18 protein-coding genes are annotated in these 25,964 nt (G+C 59.6%); 4 read left to right on the top strand and 14 right to left on the bottom strand.

The genetic code is table 11. From position 1 onward, the window contains the following. Positions 1–16 precede the first annotated feature (16 nt). The 12 genes from recD to rppH form a co-directional block, all read right to left on the bottom strand. The gene (gene recD, locus AC559G_RS03585) at positions 17–1,873 is read right to left on the bottom strand and encodes an exodeoxyribonuclease V subunit alpha (protein WP_498911357.1); all 1,857 of its coding nucleotides are present in this window, start codon (positions 1,871–1,873) and stop codon (positions 17–19) included. Continuing rightward, positions 1,870–5,418, bottom strand: a complete 3,549-nt coding sequence (gene recB / locus AC559G_RS03590; protein WP_498911359.1) for an exodeoxyribonuclease V subunit beta — start codon at positions 5,416–5,418, stop codon at positions 1,870–1,872. The genes recD and recB overlap by 4 nt, the downstream gene beginning before the upstream one ends. Continuing rightward, on the bottom strand, positions 5,415–8,303 hold the full coding sequence (gene ptrA, locus AC559G_RS03595; RefSeq protein WP_498911945.1) for a pitrilysin: 2,889 nt from the start codon (positions 8,301–8,303) through the stop codon (positions 5,415–5,417). Before ptrA ends, recB begins: the two co-directional genes overlap by 4 nt. Positions 8,304–8,504: 201 nt before the next feature. After that, positions 8,505–11,885 carry an exodeoxyribonuclease V subunit gamma gene (recC, locus tag AC559G_RS03600; protein WP_498911361.1) on the bottom strand — a complete coding sequence of 1,127 codons (3,381 nt, stop codon included), beginning with the start codon at positions 11,883–11,885 and terminating at the stop codon, positions 8,505–8,507. Between the two features lie 27 nt (positions 11,886–11,912). Then, positions 11,913–12,299, bottom strand: a complete 387-nt coding sequence (locus AC559G_RS03605; RefSeq protein WP_413541328.1) for a prepilin-type N-terminal cleavage/methylation domain-containing protein — start codon at positions 12,297–12,299, stop codon at positions 11,913–11,915. Next, a complete protein-coding gene (locus AC559G_RS03610; protein WP_498911363.1) occupies positions 12,277–12,720 on the bottom strand; it encodes a YgdB family protein in 444 nt (147 codons plus the stop codon). The genes AC559G_RS03605 and AC559G_RS03610 overlap by 23 nt, the downstream gene beginning before the upstream one ends. Continuing rightward, positions 12,717–13,292 (bottom strand): prepilin peptidase-dependent protein, encoded by a 576-nt coding sequence (locus tag AC559G_RS03615; protein ID WP_498911365.1) that lies wholly within the window; start codon positions 13,290–13,292, stop codon positions 12,717–12,719. Before AC559G_RS03615 ends, AC559G_RS03610 begins: the two co-directional genes overlap by 4 nt. Beyond that, complete coding sequence (locus AC559G_RS03620; RefSeq protein ID WP_498911367.1) at positions 13,286–13,771, bottom strand: prepilin peptidase-dependent protein; 486 nt, start codon at positions 13,769–13,771, stop codon at positions 13,286–13,288. Before AC559G_RS03620 ends, AC559G_RS03615 begins: the two co-directional genes overlap by 7 nt. A gap of 227 nt (positions 13,772–13,998) precedes the next feature. Beyond that, positions 13,999–14,793 (bottom strand): thymidylate synthase, encoded by a 795-nt coding sequence (thyA, locus tag AC559G_RS03625; RefSeq protein WP_498911369.1) that lies wholly within the window; start codon positions 14,791–14,793, stop codon positions 13,999–14,001. A 16-nt stretch (positions 14,794–14,809) separates the two neighbouring features. Continuing rightward, positions 14,810–15,673 carry a prolipoprotein diacylglyceryl transferase gene (lgt, locus tag AC559G_RS03630; RefSeq protein ID WP_438596995.1) on the bottom strand — a complete coding sequence of 288 codons (864 nt, stop codon included), beginning with the start codon at positions 15,671–15,673 and terminating at the stop codon, positions 14,810–14,812. Between the two features lie 233 nt (positions 15,674–15,906). Next, positions 15,907–18,153, bottom strand: a complete 2,247-nt coding sequence (gene ptsP / locus AC559G_RS03635; RefSeq protein WP_498911372.1) for a phosphoenolpyruvate--protein phosphotransferase — start codon at positions 18,151–18,153, stop codon at positions 15,907–15,909. A 12-nt stretch (positions 18,154–18,165) separates the two neighbouring features. Then, on the bottom strand, positions 18,166–18,693 hold the full coding sequence (rppH, locus tag AC559G_RS03640) for an RNA pyrophosphohydrolase (protein ID WP_095847413.1): 528 nt from the start codon (positions 18,691–18,693) through the stop codon (positions 18,166–18,168). Between the two features lie 697 nt (positions 18,694–19,390). On the opposite strand from rppH, the gene mutH reads away from it, so the two are divergent. The 4 genes from mutH to AC559G_RS03660 all read left to right on the top strand — a co-directional run bounded on the left by mutH (position 19,391) and on the right by AC559G_RS03660 (position 22,466). Further along, a complete protein-coding gene (mutH, locus tag AC559G_RS03645) occupies positions 19,391–20,077 on the top strand; it encodes a DNA mismatch repair protein MutH (protein ID WP_498911374.1) in 687 nt (228 codons plus the stop codon). A gap of 96 nt (positions 20,078–20,173) precedes the next feature. Further along, the gene (locus AC559G_RS03650) at positions 20,174–20,890 is read left to right on the top strand and encodes a TerC family protein (protein ID WP_095847410.1); all 717 of its coding nucleotides are present in this window, start codon (positions 20,174–20,176) and stop codon (positions 20,888–20,890) included. Positions 20,891–21,019: 129 nt separating this feature from the next. Next, entirely contained in the window at positions 21,020–21,238 is a 219-nt protein-coding gene (locus tag AC559G_RS03655) for a YgdI/YgdR family lipoprotein (RefSeq protein WP_095847409.1), read from the top strand. Between the two features lie 187 nt (positions 21,239–21,425). Continuing rightward, a complete protein-coding gene (locus AC559G_RS03660) occupies positions 21,426–22,466 on the top strand; it encodes an NADP(H)-dependent aldo-keto reductase (RefSeq protein WP_121525538.1) in 1,041 nt (346 codons plus the stop codon). A 22-nt stretch (positions 22,467–22,488) separates the two neighbouring features. Here the strand turns inward: AC559G_RS03660 and lplT are convergent, their stop codons facing one another. Next, entirely contained in the window at positions 22,489–23,688 is a 1,200-nt protein-coding gene (lplT, locus tag AC559G_RS03665) for an MFS transporter (RefSeq protein WP_498911378.1), read from the bottom strand. Beyond that, positions 23,685–25,841 carry a bifunctional acyl-ACP--phospholipid O-acyltransferase/long-chain-fatty-acid--ACP ligase gene (gene aas, locus AC559G_RS03670; RefSeq protein ID WP_498911380.1) on the bottom strand — a complete coding sequence of 719 codons (2,157 nt, stop codon included), beginning with the start codon at positions 25,839–25,841 and terminating at the stop codon, positions 23,685–23,687. Before aas ends, lplT begins: the two co-directional genes overlap by 4 nt. Positions 25,842–25,964: the final 123 nt, after the last annotated feature.

Genomic DNA, 25,964 nt, shown 5'->3' on the forward strand with positions numbered 1-25,964 from the left:
AGGGGCGCTTGCGCCCCTACCCTTCCGCCGGCAGCAGGCGCTCGGCCAATCCGCTGCGGCGCTGAGTCGGCGTTTTGATGGCGCTGAGCAAAACTGTGTCCACCGCATAGAGAGAAAGCTGGCTGCGCGCGCGCGTAATAGCGGTATACACCAGCTCGCGCGTTAATACCGGCAGCATATGGTTCGGCAACACCAACAGCGTGTGATCAAACTCCGAGCCCTGCGATTTATGCACCGTCATCGCGTAGGCTGTTTCATGCGCCGGCAGGCGGCTCGGCTGCACCGATTTGATACTGCCGTCCGGCAGTGGGAAGTGCACGCGCAGCTCGCCACTGCCCGGCTCTGGTAATGCAATGCCGATATCGCCGTTAAACAACCCTAGCGCGCTGTCGTTGCGGCCAATCATGATCGGGCGGCCCGGGTACCAGCGCGCCAAGCTGCCGCTGGGCCGGCTAATCAACCCCGCGCGCTGTAGCCCGGCCTCAATCCGTTCATTTAACCCCACTACGCCAAACGGCCCTTCACGCAATGCGCACAGCACTTGAAAACGGCCGAAGGCTGCCAGGGTTTGCCCGGCATCCGCCCCGGCGGCCATCTGCGCCAGGTAGTCACGGTAACCCGCCACACTGGCGGCCAACAGCGCCTGATAATCGGCGGTTTCCGCCAGCGGATAACCGTGGAGATCGCCAAAACGGCCATCCAGCGCCGCCAACGCCGCTTTGCCGTCGCCGGCGTTGACGGCAAACGCCAGTTGCCCAATACCCGAACCGGCATCAAAGCGGTAGCTTTTGCGCAGCAGGCACAAACTATCGCGCACCGCCGCGCTGCCCGCGCTATCCTGCCCAGGCACCACGTAACCGGTCAACCGGGCCAGTTGGCTCGCCCGTGCCGTGGTGTAGCCCTGTTCGGTAAAGCGGCAAATATCGCCCAACACCGCCCCCGCCTCCACCGACGCCAACTGATCGCGATCGCCAAGAAAAATCACCCGTGCATGGGCGGGCAAGGCGGCGATCAGGCGCGCCATCATCGGCAAATCCACCATTGAGGCTTCATCCACCACCAGCACGTCCAGGTGCAGCGGGTTACCGCGGTGGTAACGCATCCGCTGGCTGTTTGGCTGCGCACCCAACAAACGGTGCAAGGTAGCGGCCTCCTGCGGGAACAACGCCTGCTGCGCCGGCGTCAGGGCCAGCTTGCGGCTGGCCCGCCCCAGCGATTCGGTCAGCCGCGCCGCCGCTTTACCGGTCGGCGCAGCCAGTTGAATGCGCAAGCGCGCCTCGCCGGCCAACTGCACCAGCGCCGCCAGCAGTTTGGCGACGGTGGTGGTTTTGCCGGTGCCCGGCCCGCCGGAGATCACCGCGATCCGGCGCGTGGCGGCCACCGCCGCGGCGATCTTCTGCCAATCCGGCTCCCCGGCGGCGGGGCCAAACAGGCGATCGAGAATGTCACGCAGGCGTTGTTCATCCACCGCCGCCGGCACGCTTTCGCGGCCGATAAACGCCGCCACCTCACCTTCGCTTTGCCACATGCGTTGCAGATACAGGCGCTGGCGCTGCAACACCAGCGGCGTGGCCTGGCTGCCGTCGCTAACCGCTGCCCAGGCACCCAGGCTTTGCTGCCAGCCTTCAGCCCCCGGCTGCCCGGCCGCCGCCCACAAAGCCTGCGCCAACGCCGGGAAACGCCCTTCAAACAACAGCGCCGGTTGCAGTTGATCCAGCGCCAGGCAAACATGGCCAGCGCCGGCCTCTGCGCTCAGGCAAGCGGCGGCCAGCAGGCGCTCCGGCTCATCTTCGCCCGCCACTACGCGGGCAAACTGCACGTCCAACGGGCGCAGTGCCCCCAGTTCCACCGCCTGTTCCAGCAGATCGATCATGATTCATTTTCCTCTGCGGCCGGGGCAGCACCAAACAGGCTATCCATCCCCTCGACCAGTTCCTGCGCCGGGCGGCAGGCAAAAATGCCATTGCCGGGATGCTCAACATCCACACCGCGCAAAAACAGGTAAATAACCCCGCCAAAGTGGTGCTGGTAGCTATAGCCCGGCAGACGGTGGCGCAGATAGCGGTGCAGCGCCAGCGTATAGAGCTGGTATTGCAAATCGTAGCGGTGCTCCGCCATCGCCTGTTCCATTACCGGCCGCGTATAGGCCGCGCTGCTTTCGCCCAGCCAGTTGGATTTGTAATCCAGCAGATAAAACTTGCCCTGCCAGCAGAACACCAGATCGATAAACCCCTTCAGCATCCCCTGCACCTGCTGGAAATCCAACGGCGGGCAGTTGGCGGAGAGCGGATCGTAGCGTTTTGCCAGCGCGTCCAGATCGTGCGCCTGCAACATGCGGCTAATGGGCAGATAAAACTGCAGCTCCGCCTGTTTATGCTGCGGCGCCAGCGCCGCCAGCGTGACCCCGGCGTCATTCAGCGGGGTGTTCAGCAACGCCTGCATCCATTGCGCCAGCACCGGCAGCCACTGTTCGTCGATACCGTTCTGCTGCAGTTGTTCCTGTAGCCAGCCTTCATCCAGCGGCTGGCTGAAATCCAAAGTTTCAAACAGGCTGTGCAAAAACGTGCCGGGCGCTGCGCCGCGCGGGAAGGTGTGCGGGGTAAGCGCTGGCTCAGCCTGTTGCGCTTGTTCGCCGGCCGCATCGATATCCAGACGCGGCAGCAGCTCCTGCATCAGGCCCGCGCCGTGCTGCTGCAGGCCGGTATAGCTGGTTACGCGCCAATTGTCCTGCACCCGGCGGGAAAAGCGTTTTGCTGCCAATTCCACCGCCGCATCCTGCTGTGGCTGCCAGGCTTGTTCATCCGGCGCTTCAACCAGCGAAAGCGCGATACCGTCGCCGGCCAACTGTTGCAGGCACGTTTGCAGGTAAACCGCATCCCCAGCGTTGCCCGCCTGCACCAGATAGCCCAGCGCACTGTGGTGCAGATCGGTTTCCCCCTGCTTTTTACGGTTGCCATGAATCAGCGGCGCAATCCCGATGCTGCAGTGGTAAACCGAACGGGTCAGCGCCACATACAGCAGGCGCAAATCCTCCGCCAGCCGCTCCTCTTCCGCCCATTTTTTGCTGTCTTCATCGGCGTTCAGATCAAGCAACGCCTGGAAATTGCTGCGATCGTGATACAGAACCTGCTGCTGCAGGCGGAAGTTACCGACAAACGGCAACCACACCAACGGATATTCCAACCCTTTCGATTTGTGGATGGTGATCACCTGCACCAGGTGACGATCGCTTTCCAGCCGCAGTTGCTGGTTATCGGACTGGCGGTTCGGCTGCGCAATTTGCTGCGCCAACCAACGTACCAGCGCATGTTCGCTGTCAAGCTGGGCCGCCGCCTCCTGCAAAAGCTCGCCCAGGTGCAACACATCGGTCAGGCGCCGTTCGCCGCCGGGGCTTGCCAGCAGGTTTTCCGCCAAATGGCGCTGCTTCATGACCTCGCGCAGCATCGGCAGCACCCCGCGCGCCAGCCAGTGCGTTCGGTAGCGGTCAAATTCATTAACCAGGGCGTCCCAGGCGCGTTCATCGCGGTTCAGCGCATCCAACGCCGGCGCATCCAGCCCCAACAGGCCGGTGGCCATCGCGCTGCGCAAGGTGCGCTCCTGTTCCGGCGCCAGCACCGCCTGCAACAGCCATAGCAAATCTTTGGCCTCTGGCGTATCAAACACGCTGTCCCGGTTCGACAGATAAACCGAAGGAATAGCCAGTTGGCTTAAGGCATCGCGCACCAACGCTGCTTCGGCGCGGCTGCGCACCAGAATAGTAATATCCGATGCCTGCACGGCCCGGCACACATTGCTGTTGACCAACCAGGCGCGGCCGGCCTGCCCGGCGCTTAGCCAGTCGCGGATTTGCGCCGCGCACAATTGCGCCATGGTTTGTTGGTAATCACTTACCCCCACGCCCTCGCCCTGCTGCAGCCAAAACTGCATCGCCGGCTGCAGGCGGGCGTCAAGCACAAACCCCAGCCCGTGATTCTTCGGCGCCGCCGCCACGTTGATAAAGGGGATCTGGCTGAAAATGAATGGGTTTTCCTGCCGGGTGAACAGCCGGTTAACGCTGCCGACCATCGCCGGGGAAGAGCGCCAGTTGGTCTCAAGCGTATAGTGGGCGCTCACCTCTGAACGGGCGCGCATATAGGTAAAAATGTCGGCGCCACGGAAGGCATAAATCGCCTGCTTGGGATCGCCAATCAGCAACAGGCCGCACTCCGGCTGGCCGACGTAAAGGGTTTGGAAGATGCGGTATTGCTGCGGATCGGTATCCTGGAATTCATCAATCATCGCCACCGGGTAGCGCTGGCGGATCGCCTGCGCCAGCGCCGCGCCGCCGCGCCCTTGCAGGGCGGCGTCCAGGCGGCTAAGCAGATCGTCAAAGCCCAGCTCAGCCCGCTGGCGCTTTTCCTGCTGGATGGAGGTGCGGATCTCACTCAGCGCCCGCGCCATGATTAAGTCACGCAGGGTTAACGGCTCATCAAACAGCGCGTCAATCGCCGTGAACAGCCCATGTCTTGGCGCCTCGCCCTTTTTGGTTTTATCCAGCAGCACCGACTGGCGGAACTTTTCCAGCTCCTTCGGCAGTTGGTAATCCTGCGTTTCCTGGCCGGCCCACTCGCTGACCTTGCTGAGCCAGTTAGGCAAATACCGTGCGCTGTAGCTACGTTTATCAACGCCAGAGGCAACGATCAGCGCTTCGATTTCCCCGGCCGCCGCTTGCCAGTGGCTTTTCACGGCGTCAATGTGCGCGACAATCTGCGCATGGCGCATCAGCACGGTCTCATCGGCCGGCGGCGGCTGGCGCAGCGCCGGCGCTTCACCGTGCAGGAAGCCGGCCAGATCGGCCAGCAGCGCCTCGGGGCCGCTCCACTCCTGGCTCACCACGCGGGCGATAGCCAGCGGCAGTGGGTAGCAATGGCGGCGCCAGAAGTCCGCACAGGCCTGGCGGCGCAGCGGCAACTCATCCTGCACCAGGGTTTGTTCAAACAGAATGCCGGATTCGAAGGCATTGTGGGTAAGCATTCGCTGACAAAAGCCATGGATGGTGTAAATCGCCGCTTCATCCATTTGCCGCTCGGCCGCCAGCAATTGGGCCGCCGCATCGGCGTGATCGCCAATCTGCGCCAGCAGCGATGCCATCAGCGGATCGTCACTGTGGCCACGCACGCAGGCGATACGCAGTGCATGGATATTACTGCGGATACGCCCACGCAGCTCTTCGGTCGCCGCTTCGGTGAAGGTCACCACCAGGATTTCTTCAACCGTCAACGGCCGGGGAAACGCCGAGGCTTGCCCCAGGCCAAGCAGCAGGCGCAAATACAGAGCGCCGATGGTAAAGGTTTTGCCCGTCCCCGCCGATGCTTCGATCAGCCGTTCACCAAACAGCGGCAGCGCCAGCGGATCAAGCGCCTGTGGTGCCACCGTCATGGCGTAGCCACCTTGCGCGGCAAGGTCTGTTGCAACGCAGACGAGCTGGGGTACGTTACCCAACCGTCCTGCACCGCATATTCGGCAGCTTGCTGCCCGTTACCGCTGATCTGTGAAAGCACCGCCAGCCCCTGCGGCTCAAGCACTGCCCGGTGGAAAAAGTCCGCCAGCGCCGCTGGCGACAGCGTTTTTATCTGAGCAATCAACTTCTCACGAGTATCAAAGGCGAAATTGCCGCGATCAAAATCGTTGCTAACGCGGCCGGCTTCCTCGCTCAGGGTTTGCGGCCGCTGTTTAAGTTCGTTGATCGCGGCCTGTTTATACTGTTCGAACTCCGCCGCACCGATCCCTCGCAAGCGTTTTTCGGTCTTCAGGTAAAAATCCTGATAGCGCTGATAAAGGTAGCCGGGCTGCTTACTGTTGCTTTGCAGCAGGAAGCCAATCCCCCACTGGCGCCCAACCGAAATCGGGAAGGCGAATACCGCATAGCCCAGTTGTTCTTCGGTGCGCAGTTGGCTGTAAAACCAGGGCTGAATAATCTGCCCCAGCAGCGAACTGTGCGCCATGCCGGCAACCTCATCGTAGCCGGTCGGCACATAGGCCGCGGCCAACGCCGAGTCGGTGCTGCTGCCCGCGCGCTGCAGGTTGGCCAACTGTTTGTTCACCACCTGCACGTTTTCACCGTGCCACCAGGCCAGGCCGGTGCACCCCAGGCTGCGTTTCAACGTTGAGGCCAGCGTATCTACCTGCTGTTTGCTCATGTTGCCCACCACTAACAGTTCGGGGGTGGCATCGACCAGCAGGCTGTTGCGATAGGCGATCACCTCTTCCAGAGTGATGGATTTCAGCATTTCCCGGCGCGCCTGGCGCTCGGTATAAGGAACGCGGGACAGCGCCTGGATCGGCTGAATAGCCAGCTCAAACGCTTTCCCTTTTTCTGCGGCATCCAGTTTCTCCAAGTACCAGGACTTGGCCTGCGCCAGTTGATCCGCCGTCGGGGTAAAGCTGGCATACCCTTCGATTAACGCTGTCAGCAGTTTCGGCAAGCGCTGGGTGAAGCCGTTGGCGTTGAACAACAGGCCGTTGTCCGGCGCGGTGGAAAAACTCAACCCGCCAACGGATGCCTGATAGCTCAACTCATCCAGCGCAATACCGGCCAGGTAGTCGGTCAGCGAAAACAGCACCTGGTTGCGCGCCGAATCCATGGTTTTGGCATTGCGAAACGCCACGGTGACATCGGCTTTCGGTTCGTCGGCAAAATAGCGGCTTGGCATATACAACACGCGCAACCCGGGTTGATCCACCACCAGCTCCGGTTTCGTGAACGTGCGCGAAGGTTTGGTCAGCGTAAAATCGTCTGGGATATAAGGGTTCAGCGCCGGCAGAGAAAGGCTGATGCCCTGGCCGATCTGCTGCCACTGTGCAAAGCGCGACGCCGGGATTTTATCAACCTGATACGGCGCGCCGACGAAATAGGCGGTTTTGTTATGTGGTTCATCCGGGCTAATAAACCAGACACGGGCATTCTGCGGCGTCATCTCATCCAGGCGGGCGGCAATCGCTTTAGGATCGAAACGGTCAGCCAGATAAGGCGCATCCAGGGTATGCGCAACCGGCACCCGCATCATGGTGTCCACCAGCCATTCAATATATCCCATATCGCGCGTAATGGACGGGTAACGGAAGTCCAGATTCAGCACGTGGGCTATTTCATCAAAATAGCTTTGTTTGATGCCTTCGCTGCGCAACATCGTCAGGTAGTTGAAAATTGCAGCCACGACTTTGTCGCGCTGCGCCAGCCCCTTATCCGTTAGCGAAACGCTGATGACAAACACCCCGCCGTTGCGATCGACCATCGGATCCGCCCCGGCGTTAATCGCATCGGCCAGCCCTTGCTGCTGCAGCCAATCAGACAACGTGTTCTGGCTGCGGTTACCGATCAAGTAACCGATGTAGGTATCGGTTTTGCTGCGAAATTCCGCGCTGTTGTTGTCAATGCGGAACTCCACCTTCAACTGTTTGCGTGGCTGCGCCGGCACATAATGAATAATGATGCCTTTCTGTTCCTGAGTTGCGGCAGGCACGGCGATCGCCGGCACGCTGGCGTTGCGATTGGGCACGCGGCCAAAGGTGCTACTGGCCAGCGCCGCCAACTGCGGCAATGGCTGATTGCTGTACAACACGCCGACCATCAGGTTCGCCGAATAGTAGCGTTGGTAAAACGCCGTCAGCTCATCGTGCAGCTTACTGCCAGGCTTATCCTGCAGCGTTTCCAGGTTGCCGCCGGAAAAGCGGGCGCTGGGATGCGCCGGGTTGAGCGTTTCCGCCCCCACCTGCGCCATGCGCATACCGTCGCGGGAACGCGCCATGGTCAACTCGGCGTTAACGGCATTGCGCTCTTTGTTGGCGTTGACCGGATCCAGTAACGGCGCGGCAAGCGCATCCGCCAGGCGATCGACAGCAGGTTGCAACGCATCGTTCTCAACCTCCAGATAATAGGCGGTGCGATAAGACGCAGTGCTCGCATTATGGCTGCCGCCGTGCTTTTTCAGGAACTCGGTGAGGTTTTCCGGATCGGGATAACGCTGGGAACCCATCAGCACCATGTGTTCAAGATAATGCGCCAGCCCAAGCTGGCTATTGGGATCTTCGAGCGAACCCACGGGCAACGCCAGCGCCGCCAAAGATTTCGTCGCCTGCGCATCGGAAACCAGCAGCACCGTCATGCCGTTTGCCAGCGTGATCGCCTGGTACTGGCGCTTATCATAGGCGCTTTTATGAATGGTTTCCGTCTGCGGCTGCCATCCTTGTTCTGCCCAGGCTAACGGCGCCAAAAACACCACGAATAAGATTAACCCGGCAATGCGAGCCAACTGTTTACGCATATCCAAAATAAACCCCTATGCAAACACCGCCTGCGCCATTCCCTGACGCCTACCGTGCGATAAAAAAATCACCCAAACGCTATGCTCTTTACTCCCCGCCATACGTTAAACCGCCGCGGCGTTAGCTTTTCTGCAACGCGCATTACGCTGGCGAGATACTTCTTTTACCACTTCCCCCAGGCCGGCACCACCGGCCAAAAACTAGCCCAGATTGTGCCTGATCACCGGCAAAAGATAACGCTCTGTTTCCGCCAGAATTTCCGCCAGGTGCACATTGTCAATTTGCCGGAATACGCGCTGGATATAGGGATCTTCACCTTCTCCCGGAATGCGCAGATCCCCTTGCCACACCTGCAGCAGTTTGACGCGCGCCTTGGCCTGCACCGCCTCATCCCAGTCAATCTGTTGGGTTTCCGGCTGGTAACATTGGCTCAGCCATGCCCAACCGCTTTTATTTAGCAGCATCAATGGCTGGCACAGCCCGCGTTGGTAACCGGCGATCAGTTCAGCCAATTGTTGCTGCGCCTCTTCAACCGCTAACGGGGCAAAACGCCAGGCGGTATTTTGGCGCCCGTAGATACGGCTTTCACCATGGCCGCCCGCGCAACAATACACCAGGTGCTCCAGCCATAACAGGATGCCATCGACGGCGGAAAGCGCGGCCGGGCGCCAGCGCAACAGGCCATCGTCCTGCACCTGGTGCAGCCAGCCGTTAATCTGTACCCCGGCAACCTGGATATCCAACTCCAGGCTGGCCCCCTCGCGGCGCTCTTCAGACACCCGCTGTGCCAGTTCAGCCATCTCTTCCTGTTGTTTTTGCCAGTAAATTTCACCAAAGGCGCCATAAGGCAAGCCGCCGCCGGCACGCACCCGTTGATACAAGCGCATGGCGTCTTCCCCATCAATCAGTGCATTCAGCAATTGGCTATTGAACTGATAACGGCTGAGATTATCCAGCGTGAAGGGCTCTTCGTCTGGCAGTTCGGTTTCTTCCAAAATGAAGTTCACGCCAAGCCGCAACTGGAAGAACGCCCGAATCGGGTGGCGATAAAAACGCTGCAGTTGGTCCAGCGAAAGTACCTGCGACTGCACCCGCTCGTCCGGCAACAGCGGTTGGTTAAATGGCGGCAACGGCGCGCCATGCCCGCCCGCCGCCGGCAGCCATTCTGCGGCATAGCTTTGCCGCTCGCTGCCCGGCAGGAAGTTTTCCGCGGCAAACGGCATGCGCGCATGCCAACACAGCAGATGTTCGGCAACCTTGCGCGCGCAGCTATCGGCATCCAGCGTTTCATCCCCGGGCAGGTAATAGCTCTGTTGCAGATATTCCAGCAGCTCGGCCACCAGCACCGAAGGGTAGCGCTCACTGTTGTCCTGAATAGAACGGCCGATAAAGCTGATATACAATTTTTGCTGCGCAGACAGGATTGCCTCCAGGAACAAATAGCGATCGTCATCACGGCGGCTACGATCGCCACGCCGAACCTGCTGCGCCATCAGATCAAACCCTAACGGCGGCAGCGTGCGCGGATAAACGCCGTCATTCATCCCCAGCAGGCAAACCACTTTGAACGGGATAGAACGCATCGGCATCAGCGTGCAGAAATTAATTTGCCCAGCGAGGAAACGCTGGCTGATGCGCTCCTGATCAAGCCTGGCCGCCAGTTCATCACGCAAGAGCGTCAGCGGCACCGCATCCGGGTAGCGCGCGGCCTGCCCATAGCCAATCACCTGTTGCCACTGTTGCTCAATCAACGCCAGCACCACTTCGGTATCGCTGTCGGTGCTGAAGAAAGCGTTCATTAATTGGCGGCACAGCGGCAACCACTCCGCCAGCGTGCGCGCTTCGCCCAGCCGCAGGCGCCATTGGCTGAGCTGCGCCAGCAGTTCGGCCAACTGGCCCGCCAGTTCCGCCACCAGGCCGCTGGATTCATCATAGGGCAACACGCCCTGCCAATCCCCTGCGTTGCTGTCCATCGCATAGCCCAGCAGCATCCGCGTAATGCCAAAGCGCCAGGTATGCTGGCCGGTGGCCGGCAGCGCCAGTTCGCGCACGTTGTCATCGTCCAGTCCCCAACGCACGCCGGATTCCGCCACCCAGTGGCGCAGCAGGCGCAGCCCATCCTCTTGAATGGCGAAACGCGCCGCCAGCGCAGGCACTTCCAGCAGCGCCAGTACCTGTTCAGCGGTGAAGCGGCTTTGCGGCAGATCCAGCAGCGCGATAAAAGCCTGCAGCACCGGGTGCGCCTGGCGGGCCTTACGGTCGGAAATGGCAAACGGCAGGTAGCGCTCTTGCGCCGCATTGCCGAACACCGCCTGAATGTAGGGGGTATAGCTGTCGATATCCGCCACCATCACGATAATATCGCGCGGCGTGAGCTGCGGATCGTCAGCCAGCATGGATAACAGCTGGTCGTGCAGCACTTCCACCTCGCGCTGCGGGCTGTGGCAGGCGTGCAGGCTGATGGAACGATCGTCAGGATCCAACAGGCGCTTACCGTTGCTGGATGCCAAGGCGCTCTGGCTGGTTACGATAACGGCGTGGTCTTCCAGCTCCAGCATATCGTGCTGGACCGCATGCAGGAGGTTATCCGGCGCAATATCAACGAAAGCGTCCACTTCCTGCGTGGCTGGCATCTGCGCCAGCAGATACAAGTGATCGCGCCCCAGCTTGCCCCAGGAAGCCAGCAAGGGGTTGCTTAGCTGTTGCTCCCCCTCGGCGTCAAACAGCTGCGCTGCCTGCTCCGGCTGCCGAAATAATCCCTGCTCCAACGCCTGATGATAGCGGCGGCGTTTCCGGCTTTGCAGCCGCGCCAGGAAAGCGTAATCCTGAATATCCCCCCAGTAATAGCGGCAAGGGTTGGTGAACATCAGGTGGATATCAATATGTTTGCCCAGCGCCTGTAAGGCATCCAGGTACACCGGCGGCAACGCGGAAATCCCGCAGATGAAGACCCGCGGCGGCAGGCCGGGCGGGCACGTATCCGCCTTTTCCAGCGCGGAAATAAAGCGGTGATACAGGTTGGCACGGTGCCATTCAGGCTGCTCGAGCACCCGCGTATACTCGACCAATTTGCTCCACAACGGCGCCTGCCACTGCTGGGCTTCGGCCAGTTCTTCAACGCGTTCCCCCCGCTCCCAGCGCTCCAGCCACTGGGGGCGATAAACCAGGTATTGGTCGAACAGATCCGCCACGCGGCCGGCCAACTGGTGAATTTTGCGTTTGTCGCCGTCGTCGGTCAGGTAATGCTGCAGCGGCGCAAACGCGGGCTCCGGCAGCAGCTCAGGCAGCAGCCACATCAGCTTCCAGGTCATGGCATCTTTGCTGAATGCGCTTTCCTTGGGGATATCGGGCAACACCCGGGTAAACATGTCCCAGATAAAGGATGCCGGCAACGGGAAAGCTATATTCGCGGCGATGCCAAATTGCTCGGCCAACTGCATCTGCAGCCACTGGGCCATGCCGGGGCTTTGCACCAGCACCACTTCCTGCTGGAATGGATCCGCCAGCGGCTCACGGGCGATCAACGCACAGGTTAACGTCTTGAGCAGATCCAACTGATTGGAATGGTAAACCGTAAACATGAGGCTCCTTAACAGCTTGAGGCCGGCTTAACCGGGCGAGCAAAACCAGCGGCTCAGCGCCGCTTCTTGCCGCAAGGGGGTACGTATCCTGACCACCACCCGCTGGCAGGGCGGATCAACGATAACGCGCTGAATATCAGCCTGCCAGCCCGCGGGCAACGGTGCGGCGTTTTCCGTTTGCCCGCTCGCCGCAACGCTTTCCAACTGCCGGTGCGCCAATGCCCAGGCCTGGCGATACTGCCACTGGCGCTGGAACCCCTGCAATAAAACCTGCTGGTATTGTAACAGGCCCAGCAGCGAAACGGCGAACAGCAACGCCGCCACCAAAACCTCCAGCAGGCTGAACCCGCGTTGCGTTGACGCTCGCCCATTGGCGGGGCAGGCACGCCGATCAGCCATCACAGTCAGCCGCATTCTTTTCCGGGCAAAAATCCAGCCAGCCCCCCGGTTCAGCGCTCAAAAGATCGCCGGCGCCCGGCACCGTTAGCGCATACAGCCAAAACGGTGACGCATTGCGCATTTCCCCCATACCGCGCAACACCACGACGCCTTCCCGCGAGGCGGGCATGGCGCAGGCTTTCAGGTTATCGCTCCCCTGTTGCCGGCAATGCCAGGCGCCGGCGCGCAGCTCGGCCTGGGGCCAACGCTGCGTTAAGCCCCAGGCTAACGCAGAGGCCGCCTGATTATAGGCCCGCAGATATTGCTGCTGATCGGCCGCCATCAACAATGCGTTATCCAGTTGCCGCTGCTGCGCCGTCAATAGCATCAGCCCCATGGCTAACAGCAACAGCACCGCCGCCAGCGTGCTGCCCCCCTGTTGCGCCGGCACGTTCATCGCGCCGCCAGGGCGATCGCCCAGCTCATGCTGCGCCGGATGTCGGCGTTAAACGCCGAGCGACCGGTTAATGCCAGCGCCACCTGCGTTTTCCCCCTCATCCCTGGGCTAACCGCCACGGTAAAGGCCTCGATGATAATATCGTCCTGATCAAATACCCGCTCCCAGCCATTGCCGCGGCAGTGGGTTACGCCACGCTGCGTTTCCAGCGCCCCACGGCGCAAGCGGTAGCCAAACTGCTCCGCATCGCTGCCGGTGTCTTCCCAGCGGCCGTTGCGGTTCAAATCGTAAACGACAATAACGCAGCTGCCGGGGGCTTCGCCTTCGGCATTGCCAATCAACAATGGTTCCCCCGTGCATTGGCCTGCGCAAAAACCGGCGCGGCGCAGATCCTTTTCAATACCGAAAGCGATTTGGCGCAGGGTGACTTCCAGGCGATAATGTTGCCCCAGCGCCAAAGTTTGCTGGCGCAGCAAAGGATAGGTTTTTGCCGCCGCTATCGCAATCAGGCTGCCGAATGCCATGGCCAGCAACACCTCCGGCAGGGTGAAGCCGTCTTCCCGTACTAGCATGAGGTTATTCCTCCGATCGCTCCCCCCTCGCTGCACAGCCGCAGCCGCCCTTTAGCGGACAGCACCACCTGCACGTTACCCGCCCCGTTGCCAAGCGTAATGTGCCCAGCCTGGGCATTGTTGCGCAATCCATAGAACCCCATCTCCTTTTGGGTAACCTCCTTAAGCGCCACATCGGGGTGTGCGGGAATAAACAGCCAGGCGTTGCCCGGCCGGCACTGCTGCTCACTGCCACCGCTGCCAATGCACCAGGGATCGCCCTGCCGGAACCACAGCAGCGCCGCGCGGTTGCGCCAATTGGCATCGGCCTGCAGCCGGGTAAGAAACGCCAGCAGTTGCTGGGCCGTGTGTTCCAGCCGCAGGGCCTGTTGCTGACGGCGCCACTGGCCAACCCCCCAGCCGGTCAGTATCGCCACCAGCGCCATAACGGCCAGCAGTTCCAGCAGCGTGAACCCTCGCTGCTGCCGAAGGCTTTCCATCCGTTTGATCTTCATGGGCGTGAGGATACTCGCCCGGCAGCATCAGCGGCAGCGGATTGTTTTCAGGTTGGGAAAGACATGGCGAAAAGATGTTGCAACCGCCTGGGAAACCGGCCGCTATGCGGCGTGCGCCGCAAAAAACAAACTATCCGCCTGGCGGCAGCAGCCAAAAAAACAGGGACGCAACGTGGTTGCGCCCCTGAGAGGAAAGCGGTGTATCGCCCGGCTTAGATGGCAACCGGTGCTTTGATCGCCGGGTGTGGATCGTAACCTTCAATGACAAAATCATCGAAGCGGTAATCAAACAGCGATTCAGGCTTACGTTTGATGATCAGTTTTGGCAGCGGGCGTGGCTCACGCGTCAACTGCAGTTGGGTCTGCTCCATATGGTTGTTGTACAAGTGGGTATCGCCACCGGTCCAAACAAAGTCGCCTACGGCCAGATCGCACTGTTGCGCCATCATGTGCACCAGCAGCGCATAGCTGGCGATGTTAAACGGCAGGCCGAGGAACACGTCGCAAGAGCGCTGATACAGTTGGCATGAGAGCTTGCCATCCGCCACGTAGAACTGGAAAAAGGCATGGCACGGCGCCAGCGCCATTTGATCCAGCTCGCCCACGTTCCAGGCGGAAACGATGATACGGCGCGAGTCAGGATCTTGCTTCAGTTGCTGCAGTACGGTGCTGAGCTGGTCGATCTGCCGGCCGTCGGCCGCGCCCCAGGCACGCCATTGTTTGCCGTAAACCGGCCCCAGATCGCCGTTTTCGTCCGCCCACTCATCCCAAATGCTCACCTTATTTTCGTGCAGATAAGCAATGTTGGTGTCGCCATTCAGGAACCATAACAGTTCGTGGATAATGGAGCGCAGATGGCATTTTTTGGTGCTCACCAGCGGGAAACCTTCCTGCAGGTTGAAACGCATCTGGTGGCCGAAAATCGACAGCGTGCCAGTGCCGGTACGGTCGGCTTTAGGGGTGCCCTCAGCGAGCACTTTTTTCATTAACTCCAGATACTGTTTCATTTTTCCTCACAAACGGTTATTGCTGCGGGCGACGACGGTACGCCCAAATCATCATAATAATACCGGCCAGCACCATCGGAATCGACAGGATCTGCCCCATGCTGATCAGGTTATCAAACAGACCGAGTTGGGCGTCAGGCTGGCGGAACGCTTCGACGATAATCCGAAACGCCCCATAGCCAATCAGGAACAGCCCGGAAACGGCCCCCATCGGGCGGGGCTTGCGGATGAACAGGTTCAGAATGATAAACAGCACAACCCCTTCCAGCAGCAACTCGTACAGTTGCGACGGGTGGCGCGGCAAAACGCCGTACTGATTCAACAGCGGCAGCCATTTAGGATCGGCCACGGCGATGGCCATATCTTCGGTGCGCGAGCCCGGGAACAGCATCGCCCAAGGCACGTCGGTGGTGACACGCCCCCACAGTTCGCCGTTGATGAAGTTGCCCAGCCGGCCGGCGCCCAGGCCAAACGGGATTAACGGGGCGATAAAATCAGACACCTGGAAGAAGTTGCGCCCGGTGCGGCGGGCAAACCAAAACATCACCAGAATAACGCCGATCAGGCCGCCATGGAACGACATACCGCCGTCCCACACTTTGAACAGATACAGGGGGTTATCCAGGAACAGCGGCAGGTTGTAAAACAGCACATAGCCAACGCGGCCGCCGACAAACACACCGAGGAAACCGGCGTACAGCAGGTTTTCCACCTCATCCCGGGTCCAGCCGCTGCCCGGTTTATTGGCGCGGCGAATGGCCAACCACATGGCAAAAACAAACCCCACCAGGTACATCAACCCATACCAATGCAGGGACACCGGGCCGAGCGAGAAAATCACCGGATCAAACTCAGGAAACGCCAGATAGCTATTGCTCATCTATCACCACAATAAGTCTATTGTTCTACCCATCCGCAGGCGGATGGTGCCAAATACGGCGAAACACAGCTGCGATAAATCATCTTGCCGCTGCCTTCAACACAGCCAGTGGAACCTGCCAACCAAAACAGAACGGTATGACGGCCAAAGACGCGCATGATAGCACAAGCACAACCCCGACCGGATTGGCCCGCTGGGAAAAGTTCTGTAAAAAAATCAGACAGCCGCTGCCTTCAGCGGCCGCCGCGGATCAGGCCGCCCATACCGTGCCGCTCCATAAACGCCGCCACCAGGTGGCGCACTTCACTGGTCATCTGGGCATTCAGCACGCGCTGGGCCAATACCTGCGCATCCGGCAAGGCAATGTGCCGCAGCAGGTACTTAATGCGCGCCACGCTGCGCCCGTTCATGCTTAGGTTGCGGAACCCCATGCCGACCAGCAGCAGCGCCCCCATCGGATCGCCGGCCAACTCACCGCATAGCGCCACCCGCAGCCCAGCGGCTTCCCCTTGGCTGATGATCAGTTGCAGCACGCGCAACATGGAAGGATGCAGGCCATCGTACAACGCGGCCACGCGGGTATTGTTGCGATCGACCGCCAGCAGATACTGGGTGAGATCGTTGGTGCCGACGGAAATAAAATCCACGCGCCCGGCCAAATGCGGGATCAGGAAGATCATCGAAGGCACTTCCAGCATCACGCCGATCTGCGGTTTGGGAATGGCATAACCGAGCATCTCTTCCACCTCATGCCCGGCGCGATCGATCAGGCGCTTCGCCTCGTCGATCTCATCCAGGCTGCTGACCATCGGCAGCAAGATGCTCAGGTTGCCCGTGCCGGCGTTGGCGCGCAACATGGCGCGCACCTGGATCAGGAATATCTCCGGCTGATCGAGCGTAATACGAATGCCGCGCCAACCGAGGCAGGGGTTCTCTTCGCTGATCGGCATATACGGCAGTTGCTTATCCGCGCCGACATCCAGGGTGCGCAGCGTTACCGGTTTTGACGGGTAAAGCTGCAACATGCCCTGATACTGCGCGACCTGCTCCTCTTCGGAAGGAAAGCCGCTTTGCAGCATGAACGGGATTTCGGTGCGGTACAGCCCCACGCCGTCGACACGGCCGCCAAGCAGTTGTTCATGCTCCGGGCTCAGGCCGGCGTTGAGCAATATCTGCACCCGTTCGCCACTTTGCAACTGCGCCGGCTGCTCAACGTCCCCTTCCGCCAGCTTGCTGAGCTCTTGTTCTTCGGTAATCAGCCGCTGGTATTCCTGCACCAGTACCGGCTCCGGATCCACCAGCAACTCGCCGCGGTAACCGTCGACGATCAATAGCCGCTGGCTGAGCAGCGCGGGCTGAATATCCGCCCCCATCACCGTCGGCACGCCCATGGCGCGCACCAGGATCGCCGCGTGCGAGTTGGCGGCGCCATCGCGCACCACCACGCCAGCCAGCCGATCCTGCGGCACTTCCGCCAGCAGGGTGGCGCTCAGTTCTTCGGCCACCAAAATAAAGCGTTGCGGCCATTGGGTGGCACCGTGGGTGGTGTCGTCAAGGTAGAACAGCAGGCGTTGGCCGAGCGCGCGCAGATCGCTGGCGCGCTCGCGCATGTAGGTATCCTTCAGCTTGGCGAACTGTTCGGCAAAGGCCTCGATCACCTGTTTCACCGCCCATTCGGCCACCGAGCCGGCGTCAATTTCGGCAAAAAGTTCACGCTTCAGGCGGGAATCGTTCAACAGGTGGGAATAAAGATCAAAAATCGCCGCGCTTTCTTTTTGCGCGCCGGCGCTAAAGCGCTTGCTGAAACGGCGGAACTCCGCGCCGGCCTCTTCCAGCGCGTGCGTCAGGCGCTCACGCTCCCTGGCGGTATCCAGCGTAGAAGCCTTGTACACCTGCTCAAGCGTGGGCTGGCTGCTGTCCTGCCAGCCTTCCGCCACCGCCACGCCCGGCGCGGCGGCCAGCGCACGCACGCGCGTTTGGCGATACTGGCCAAAAATGGCATTGAGTTGCGACTGCGAGAGGATCCCGGCCATCTGCGTGGCCAGGGTGACCATAAAGGATTCTTCACTTTCATCGAACTGGCGCAGCTCACGCTGCTGCACCACTAACACGCCAAGCAGTTGGCGGCGGTGGATAATCGGCACCCCGAGGAAGGATCGAAAACGATCTTCCTTTACCTGCGGCACATACTTGAAGCTGGGGTGGCTCTGCGCATCCGCCAGGTTGATGGGCTCCGCCCGGCGCCCCACCAGCCCGACCACGCCTTCATCAAATGCCAGCGCCACGGCGCGCCCGCGCGGTTTTTTCAACCCGCGCGTCGCCATCAGGTAATAACAACGGCGATCATTGTCAGCCAGATAGATAGAACACACTTCCGTATCCATCGCCTGACAGGTTTCGTTGACCAGAATATCCAACGACTCTGCCAAACTGGCCGCACCAGCCACCTTTTCAACAATTTCTCGCAAGCGCGTCAGCATAGTCTGCTTAACTCAACCTCTCTTTCTACGGTAGGCGGGAGCCTGCCGTTGCGGCGCCGGCTCCTGCATCGGCATGACGGTCACGGAGAATTCCTTCATCACCCGGCGATAGACATCACGCTTGAACGACACAACCTGCCGCACCGGATACCAGAAGCTCACCCAGCGCCAGCCATCAAACTCCGGCGTGCCGCTGCGCTGCATGTTGATATCCGCTTCGTTGCACATAAGCTGCAGCAGAAACCATTTTTGCTTTTGGCCGATACATACCGGCTTTGTGTCCCAACGCACCAAACGTTTTGGCAATTTATAGCGCAACCAGTTACGGGTTGAAGCCAGGATACGCACATCCTTTCTGCTCAAGCCCACTTCTTCGAACAGCTCACGGTACATCGCTTGCTCAGGCGTTTCGCCAGGGTTTATGCCGCCCTGAGGAAACTGCCAAGAGTGTTGACCGTAACGGCGGGCCCATAGGACCTGCCCCTGACGATTACAGATTACGATACCAACATTCGGGCGGTAGCCATCATCATCGATCACCGGACTACCTCGATAAGCATAAATTCGTATAGATGACCTGATTGTTTCACACATGCCACAGGCGGTAAACCACTGCTTTGCAGCCGTGCGCGCCGGATAACATTTGGATAACTCACAGATAATGGCAAAGTTATAAACACGCACTGGCCTCACAGGGGGCTTTTATTCACTTTTTCTGTGGATAGGTGTGTGTAGAACTCAATGAATAAACGGGTAAAACTCCAGGCAGCACAAAATCACCGCCAAAAAAAATTTTACACATTTACTTTAAAAACAAATAAGTAAATCGATTACTTCAGTTATGAACAGGGGAAAAATGTGATCTATGCACGCTTAGGATCTTAGACTGGCGAAAGATCCACCAACGCCTTTTTTATCCACAGATTATCCGCCGGAGTTACGCACAAAACGGGCAATTTCGCAATAAACCCGCCACGTCAAGGCTGTAAATCGAACCAGTGATCGGGAAAATTTTGGGTTATCCCATAAATCTGTGGATAAATAGGTGTAAGATCCTGTTCATTGTCGGTGGCTTCAGGTGCACAAGCGCGGGCAAGGTTCGGCAATCCAGCGCCAACGAAGAAAAAAACCATGGAAAATCATGCTACTATTACACTTTCCCCTTATCGTACCCGGCTATGATTTGCGGTGCGTAAAGTCAGTGTGTTTTTTGACCAGCATTAACAGGCTTTGATTTATGGCTTTTTTATCCCCACTGCCCGCCCCGCCGGAAAACGAACGCCAGCTGTTTGAGCGCGCACAGGCGCTGGCCGGCTTTAGCTTCGGCGAACTAGCCGCGCAGGCGCAAATCGCCATCCCCAACAACCTGAAGCGGGATAAAGGCTGGGTGGGCATGCTGCTGGAGCTTTACCTGGGCGCAATGGCCGGCAGCAAACCGGAACAAGATTTCCCGGAGCTAGGCATTGAGTTGAAGACCATTCCGGTCGATGCCGGCGGCAATCCGCTGGAAACCACCTTTGTCTGCGTTGCGCCGCTGACCGGCAACAGTGGGGTAACCTGGGAAAGCAGCCACGTGCGCCACAAGCTAGCACGGGTGCTGTGGATCCCGGTTGAAGGCGAACGCCAAATTCCACTGGCGCAGCGCCGGGTCGGTTCGCCGCTGCTTTGGAGCCCCAATGAGCAAGAAGAAGAGATGTTGCGCCGCGACTGGGAAGAGCTGATGGATCTGATCGTGCTCGGCCACGTTGAGCGTATCACCGCGCGCCATGGCGAAGTGCTGCAACTGCGGCCCAAGGCGGCCAACAGTAAAGCCCTGACCGAAGCAATCGGCGAACAGGGCCAACCCATTCTGACCTTGCCACGCGGTTTCTATCTGAAAAAGCGTTTCACCGCGGCCCTGCTGGCCCGGCATTTCACGGTTTAAAGGCTGTTAGCCGCACGCCATTGCAGGCAACGCGGTGTCACGGCTTTCAGAAACGCGTATAATCGCTACTTTGCATTTTTTGAGGTGTTCTGGGCAATGTTTGAATGGATTATGGATCCCAATGCCTGGTTGGCATTAGGTACGCTGACCATCCTTGAGATCGTTTTGGGTATCGATAACATTATTTTTCTTTCACTGGTGGTAGCAAAACTGCCGAAGGCGCAGCAAAACAAAGCGCGCCGCATGGGGCTGGCGGCGGCGATGCTGATGCGCCTGGCGCTGCTGGCTTCCATTGCCTGGGTTGTCCGCCTGACGCACCCGTTGTTCAGCGTCGCTGGCTTTGATATTTCCACGCGCGATCTGATTCTGCTCTTCGGCGGGTTGTTCCTGATTTGGAAAGCCAGCAAAGAGATCCACGAAACCATCGAAGGCACGGAAGAAGAACACCACACCAAAGTGCACAGCTTTTGGGGCGCCATCATTCAGATCATGCTGCTGGATATTATCTTCAGCCTGGACTCGGTGATTACCGCAGTCGGGCTGTCCGATCATCTGTTCATTATGATGGCCGCCGTGGTGATTGCCGTGGGCGTGATGATGTTCGCCGCCCGGCCGATTGGCGAATTCGTCAGCCGCCATCCTTCGGTAAAAATGCTGGCGCTCTCTTTCCTGATCCTGGTGGGCTTTACCCTGATGCTGGAAAGCTTCCAGATCCACGTGCCAAAAGGCTATATCTACTTTGCGATGTTCTTCTCAATGTCGGTCGAAGCGTTGAACCTGGTGCGCAACAGGAAAAGCCATACGGCGGATTAAGCCGTGCGCCTGGCCCTTGTGTGGGGCCAGAACGGCACCAGCGCCAGATAAAGACTTATCCGAAACTTTCGCCGGCCGAAATTTGTTAATCTTAACAGCGACTCTTTGACACAGATGAGGATTCGCGCAATGAAAAAATGGGTAATGGCGGCATCAGCGCTGCTGACGATCGCCGTGCTGGCGGGGTGTTCCAGCAATTATGTGATGGCGACCAAAGAGGGGAACATGATCCTCACCCAGGGCAAGCCACAGATGGATAGCGACACCGGCTTAATCAGTTATACGGACGAACAAGGCAATAACCGCCAGATTAACAGCGATCAGGTTTCACAAATCATCGAACGCTAAGTTAAGCCCAGGCAGTGCACCGCCTGCTTCATTGCGCTATCGCGCCCTCACGGCGTGATAGCTTTCTGCTCTGCCCCGCTTTAATCCTCTTCCCCCCCGTTCGCGGCTTGGTTATAGTCGGAAAAGGCGCCCTGCGTCGCATCTTTCACCAGGCTCCTGTTAAGCGCTCTATTAAGGAAGGCCGTTAATGCAATATCACCGAATTCCCCATAGTTCTTTAGAAGTGAGTGTGCTGGGACTGGGCACGATGACCTTTGGCGAACAAAATAGCGAAGCCGATGCCCATGCGCAGCTGGATTATGCCTTAGCTGCGGGTATCAACCTGATTGATACTGCGGAAATGTACCCGGTTCCCCCGCGCCCGGAAACACAGGGCCTGACCGAACAGTACATCGGCAGTTGGATAAAAGCGCGCGGCAACCGCGAAAAGATCGTGTTGGCGAGCAAAGTGGTCGGGCCGGTACGCGGCAACGACAACGGTATTCGCCCCAACCAGGCGCTGGATCGAAAAAACATCCGTGCGGCGCTGGACGCCAGCCTGCAACGCCTGAACACCGATTACCTGGATCTGTACCAGTTGCACTGGCCGCAGCGCGCCACCAACTTTTTCGGCAAGCTGAACTACAGCTATAGCGATGAAAAAGCGGCGGTCACGCTGCTGGAAACGCTGGAGGCGCTGAACGAACAGGTGCGCGCCGGCAAAATCCGCTATATCGGCGTTTCCAACGAAACGCCCTACGGCGTGATGCGCTACCTGCACTTGGCGGAAAAACACGAGCTGCCGCGCATTGTGACCATCCAGAACCCCTACAGCCTGCTGAACCGCAGCTTTGAAGTCGGCCTGGCGGAAATCAGCCAGCATGAAGGGGTGGAACTGTTGGCCTATTCCTGCCTGGCCTTCGGCACCCTGACCGGCAAATACCTGAACGGCGCCAAGCCGGCCGGCGCACGCAATACGCTGTTCAGCCGCTTTACCCGCTACTCCTCGCCGCACAGCGAGCAGGCGATCGCTGAATACGTGGCGTTGGCGAAAAAGCACGGGTTGGATCCCGCGCAGATGGCGTTGGCGTTCGTGCGCCAGCAGCCGTTTGTCGCCAGCACCCTGTTGGGCGCCACCACGCTGGAACAGTTGAAAACCAACATCGACAGCTTCAACCTGACGTTAGGTGAAGAGGTATTGCAGGCGCTGGAAGAAATCCACAGCCGCTTTACCATCCCCGCGCCTTAATCTGTAATCCTCGGTGCGCGGTCTAGGCCGCGCGCCGCTGCGAAAACCACAGTGCGGCAATCGCCAGCGCGAACACCACGCCGAACCCAATACCGACCCCGACCACCGGCACGCCCATTTTCACCACCAGCGAATACAGGCCCAGCATTAACAACATCGCCGCGTTTTCGCCCAAGTTCTGCACGGCGATCGCGTTGCCCGCGCCAACCGACAGCTTGCCGCGCGCCTGCAACAGCGCATTCAACGGCACCACGAAAAAGCCCCCCAACACGCCAATAGCGAACAGCAACAGGTAGGCATTGAGCATGCTGGTCTGCAGTGCAAAGATCGCCACCACCACGCCAATCAGGATCCCGGACGGCATACAGCGCTTTACCGTTTCCAGCGTCACGAAGCGCGCCGCCGCCCCAGCGCCGGCGACGATCCCCACGGCGACCATGGCATTGAGCAACGTCGGCGTGGCGTTATCGCTAATGCCCAGCGCAACCGGCACCCACAACACCAGCAGGAAACGCAGCGTCACGCCGGCGCCCCAGAACAGGCTGGTGCCAATCAGCGAGAAGCGCGTCTGGCCATCGTGCCATAGCGTTTTGCAGGCGCTGAAAAACGCCCGGCCCATCGCCAGCGGCCGCCAGGAGGTGCCGGGGTGCGCCGCCGCAAGATACGGAATGTAGTAGTTCGCCACCACCGCGGCGGCATACACCAGTGCGCACGCCGCCAGCGCGGCGATAATATGCCAGTCCGCCAACACCCCGCCGGCGACGGAACCTATCAGGATCGCCGCGATGGTCGACGCTTCCATCAGGCCGTTCGCCTTCACCAACTGATCGCCGCGGGCGATTTCCCCCAGGATGCCGTATTTGGCCGGCGAATAAGCCGCCGCGCCAATCCCCACCAGGGTATAGCCGAGGAATGGGTCAAAGCCGAAACAAATCGCCAGCGCGCCGGCCAGCTTCAGGCCATTGGCCACCATCATCACCCGCCCCTTGGAGAAGCTGTCGGCGATCTGGCCGACAAAAGGCGCCAGAATGATGTAGGTGGCGACAAACGCCATCTGCAACACCGGCTGGCTCCAGTCCGGGTAGTGCTGCTGTTTGATCAGCGCCAGCGTAGCGAACAGCAGTGCGTTATCGCCAAACGCCGAAAAGAACTGGGCGCAGATCACCGCCATCATGCTGCGTGACAGCAACGGCGCATCCGCATTATGCGACGAGGTATTCATTGGGCATTCTCCGGCTGCTCGGCCATTTTACGCAGGGTCACAAAATCGGGTTTGCCGCTGCCCAGCACCGGCAACGTTTTCTGTATGCGAATATCGCGCGGCACTGCCAGCTCCGGGATGCCCTGCTCGCGCGCGGCGCGCAACAGCGCATCGCGGGTAACCGCGGCATCGGTGGTAAACAGCACCAGCACTTCGCCTTTGCTGCTGTCGCTTTTCACCGTCGCCGCGTGCTGGCCATCCGGCGATACGCTGAGCGCCAACTGTTCGACGCTCTCCAGCGAAACCATCTCCCCAGCCAGCTTGGCGAAGCGCTTCACCCGGCCACGGATAGCGCAGTACCCCTGTTCATCCAGCGTGACGATATCGCCGGTGTCGTACCAGCCTGGCTGCACGTTGCCGTGTTGGTCTTCTGCGGCCGGCGGCTCCAGTTCGCCTGGGCGTTCGACGCGCAGATAGCCTTTCATGATGTTCGGGCCTTTCAACTGCAGGCGGCCGCCGTGCTCAATCCCCGGCATGGCGATCAGGCGCGCCTCCATCTTCGGCATGATGCGCCCGACGGTGCCCACTTTGGCCGCCATCGGCACGTTGATCGACACCACCGGCGCACATTCGGTCACACCATAGCCTTCCAGAATGCGGATACCGAACTTGTCCTGCCAGATTTGCCGGGTGCTGTCCGCCAGTTTCTCCGCGCCTGCAACCACGTAGCGCAGGCGGGCAAAATCATACGGGTGGGCAAAGCGCGCGTAGTTGTTCAGGAAGGTCGGCGTGCCAAACAGCACCGTGCAGTTTTTATCGTAAACCAGCTCTGGCACCACCCGGTAATGCAGCGGGCTTGGGTAGAGGAAAACCCGGCTGCCGGTGATCAGCGGCGTAATCAGCCCGACGGTCAGGCCGAAGGAGTGAAACAGCGGCAACGACGACATAAAACGATCGCGCGGGGTGAAATCGGCAATCGTGCGAATCTGCTCGACGTTGGCCAGCAAGCTGGCATGGGAATGAACCACGCCCTTCGGCGTGCCTTCAGAACCGGAGGTGAACAACACCAGCGCCGCATCGTCCGGCCGCTGCGCCAGCATGGCGCGGGCGGGCTGCAGCAGGTGGCGCAGGATCCACAGTTTATCCGCCAGGGTAACCGTGTCTTTCAGATCTTCCAGATAGACCCAGTTGGCCTGCGGCACCTGTTCGGGCAGGTGGGTGAGCTTGCCCTTTTCCAGGAACTGCCGGGAGGTGACAATGGTGTTGATGGTCGCCGCGGTCATCGCGCTTTTCAGCCCGTTGGCGCCCGCGGTGTAATTCAACATCGCCGGGATGCGGTTGCGCAGCGAGGCGCCAAAAATCGCCGCCACGGTGATGGTGGCGTTCGGCAACAGCAACCCGACGTGTTCCCTTTCCGCCGTAAAACGTTGCAGGATACGGCTGACGCCCAGCGACTTTTTGATCAGCCCGCGATAGCTGTCTTCCTGAAAATTGATGTCTTCAATGCAGGGCTTGCCGTAGCCATAGCGTTGGCTGGCGGCCAGCAGCGCGCCGAACAGCGTTTGCGGCGTGCGGGTGTCCATCCGCGCCTGCATCATGATCTGGTGCAACTTTTCCCCCGCCAGCATGCGGCGCTCGCGGGCGCGCGGCGCTTGCGGCATCGGCAATTGGCAAGGGGGCAAGATCGACAGAGTGATCGACGGGAACCAGCGGATTTTAAACACCCCGGCCATGCGGCCAAACGGGCTGTATTCAGGGCCGTCAATACGCACCGGCACCACGGTGGCGCCGGATTTGGCGGCGATAAACCCGGCGCCGTCATAGACCTTCATCAGCGAACCGGTCACCGTGATGCGCCCTTCCGGGAACACCACGATAGGCCGGCCTTTTTGCACTTCGCGCACCAGGTTCTTCACCGCCATCGGCTTGGTGGGATCGAGCGAGACAAAATCAACATAGTTTTTCAGCCAACGCATAAACCAACGGTCGGAAACGCTGGAGTAGACGGCAAACACCGGCTTGATCGGTAGGAACAGCGCTAACAGTGCGCCGTCAAGGAAAGAGACGTGATTGGGGGTGATCAGCAATTTTTGCTGATTCACGTTGTTTAGGTCACCTTCAACGCGCACGCGAAACAACACCCGGAACAGTGTGCGTAATATGGCATACATCATGCCCCTTCTCCTTGGCTAAATGGTTGTAGGGGCAAAGAATACTATATGGCTGGGGCGGGGCAAAAAAAAACCTACGCATCCGCGTAGGTTGGTGCAATTGAAAATGGTATCAGCATACCGGGT

It is taken from the genome of Gibbsiella greigii, from assembly GCF_039540155.1.
GTDB lineage: Bacteria > Pseudomonadota > Gammaproteobacteria > Enterobacterales > Enterobacteriaceae > Gibbsiella > Gibbsiella quercinecans.

Coding starts and splice junctions, on each gene's coding strand:
- AC559G_RS03610 (WP_498911363.1), bottom strand. CDS start 12,720: ATGAACGTGCCGGCGCAACAGGGGGGCAGCACGCTGGCGGCGGTGCTG.
- ptrA (WP_498911945.1), bottom strand. CDS start 8,303: ATGCGTAAACAGTTGGCTCGCATTGCCGGGTTAATCTTATTCGTGGTG.
- mutH (WP_498911374.1), top strand. CDS start 19,391: ATGGCTTTTTTATCCCCACTGCCCGCCCCGCCGGAAAACGAACGCCAG.
- ptsP (WP_498911372.1), bottom strand. CDS start 18,153: ATGCTGACGCGCTTGCGAGAAATTGTTGAAAAGGTGGCTGGTGCGGCC.
- lplT (WP_498911378.1), bottom strand. CDS start 23,688: ATGAATACCTCGTCGCATAATGCGGATGCGCCGTTGCTGTCACGCAGC.
- recD (WP_498911357.1), bottom strand. CDS start 1,873: ATGATCGATCTGCTGGAACAGGCGGTGGAACTGGGGGCACTGCGCCCG.
- AC559G_RS03620 (WP_498911367.1), bottom strand. CDS start 13,771: ATGGAAAGCCTTCGGCAGCAGCGAGGGTTCACGCTGCTGGAACTGCTG.
- AC559G_RS03655 (WP_095847409.1), top strand. CDS start 21,020: ATGAAAAAATGGGTAATGGCGGCATCAGCGCTGCTGACGATCGCCGTG.
- thyA (WP_498911369.1), bottom strand. CDS start 14,793: ATGAAACAGTATCTGGAGTTAATGAAAAAAGTGCTCGCTGAGGGCACC.
- recB (WP_498911359.1), bottom strand. CDS start 5,418: ATGACGGTGGCACCACAGGCGCTTGATCCGCTGGCGCTGCCGCTGTTT.
- AC559G_RS03615 (WP_498911365.1), bottom strand. CDS start 13,292: ATGCTAGTACGGGAAGACGGCTTCACCCTGCCGGAGGTGTTGCTGGCC.
- lgt (WP_438596995.1), bottom strand. CDS start 15,673: ATGAGCAATAGCTATCTGGCGTTTCCTGAGTTTGATCCGGTGATTTTC.
- recC (WP_498911361.1), bottom strand. CDS start 11,885: ATGTTTACGGTTTACCATTCCAATCAGTTGGATCTGCTCAAGACGTTA.
- AC559G_RS03605 (WP_413541328.1), bottom strand. CDS start 12,299: ATGCGGCTGACTGTGATGGCTGATCGGCGTGCCTGCCCCGCCAATGGG.
- AC559G_RS03650 (WP_095847410.1), top strand. CDS start 20,174: ATGTTTGAATGGATTATGGATCCCAATGCCTGGTTGGCATTAGGTACG.
- AC559G_RS03660 (WP_121525538.1), top strand. CDS start 21,426: ATGCAATATCACCGAATTCCCCATAGTTCTTTAGAAGTGAGTGTGCTG.
- aas (WP_498911380.1), bottom strand. CDS start 25,841: ATGATGTATGCCATATTACGCACACTGTTCCGGGTGTTGTTTCGCGTG.